We start from the raw sequence: 1,406 nt of genomic DNA, 5'->3' as shown, positions 1-1,406 counted from the left end.
TGCGAGTGTTTCCATTTGGCATTGCCAAGCGATCGCAAGATCGGCTGTTCTTTAAAAATATGGGATGTAGTAAAGGTGTCGCGAAGCGTTGATGAGACGCTGCAGTACAAAACGCGATACCGGGTTGTGATTGTATCAACCAAAATGTATTTAAGTGATCGAAAGATGACTTGGAATACGGCACAAATGCGAGAACTCATCCTGTAGCGACTGTTTCGAGCGATCGAGACACACTCGTTATAGGGTCAAGCGAACAAGTGCATGTGGTGGATGCCTTGGCGATCACAGGCGATGAAGGACGCGGTAGCCTGCGAAAAGCTTCGGGGAGCTGGCAAACAAGCTTTGATCCGGAGATGTCCGAATGGGGAAACCCGGCCCGAATGGGTCATCCCACACTGAATTCATAGGTGTGGGAAGCGAACGCGGCGAACTGAAACATCTAAGTAGCTGCAGGAACAGAAATCAACCGAGATTCCCAAAGTAGTGGCGAACGAAATGGGAAGAGCCTTGTACTCTTTAGCAGTGGTGTTAGCAGAACGGGATGGAAAGCCCGGCCATAGCAGGTGATAGCCCTGTATGCGAAAACACGATTGTGGAACTAGGTGTACGACAAGTAGGGCGGGACACGTGAAATCCTGTCTGAAGATGGGGGGACCATCCTCCAAGGCTAAATACTCGTGATCGACCGATAGTGAACCAGTACCGTGAGGGAAAGGCGAAAAGAACCCCGGGAGGGGAGTGAAATAGATCCTGAAACCGCATGCATACAAACAGTCGGAGCCTGGAAACGGGTGACGGCGTACCTTTTGTATAATGGGTCAGCGACTTACATTCAGTGGCAAGCTTAACCGATTAGGGAAGGCGTAGCGAAAGCGAGTCCGAACAGGGCGTTGAGTCGCTGGGTGTAGACCCGAAACCAGATGATCTATCCATGGCCAGGTTGAAGGTGCGGTAACACGTACTGGAGGACCGAACCCACTAACGTTGAAAAGTTAGGGGATGAGCTGTGGATAGGGGTGAAAGGCTAAACAAATCTGGAAATAGCTGGTTCTCTCCGAAAACTATTTAGGTAGTGCCTCGTGTCTCACCTTCGGGGGTAGAGCACTGTCATGGTTGGGGGGTCTATTGCTGATTACCCCGCCATAGCAAACTCCGAATACCGAAGAGTGCAATCACGGGAGACAGACATCGGGTGCTAACGTCCGGTGTCAAGAGGGAAACAACCCAGACCGCCAGCTAAGGTCCCCAAATATAGCTAAGTGGGAAACGAAGTGGGAAGGCTAAAACAGTCAGGAGGTTGGCTTAGAAGCAGCCACCCTTTAAAGAAAGCGTAATAGCTCACTGATCGAGTCGTCCTGCGCGGAAGATGTAACGGGGCTAAGCTATATACCGAAGCTGCGGACGCG

At 51.1% G+C, this 1,406-nt stretch carries 1 rRNA gene (running past one end of the window); it reads left to right on the top strand.

The window, feature by feature from the left end:
* Positions 1-243 precede the first annotated feature (243 nt).
* Positions 244-1,406, top strand: a 23S ribosomal RNA gene (locus tag AC3WON_RS30925); it runs 1,808 nt beyond the window's last position.

The organism is Cupriavidus sp. FW305-46, from assembly GCF_058787075.1.
Note: the sequence above shows the minus strand (reverse complement) of the source record. Positions and strands in the feature narration are given on the sequence as shown.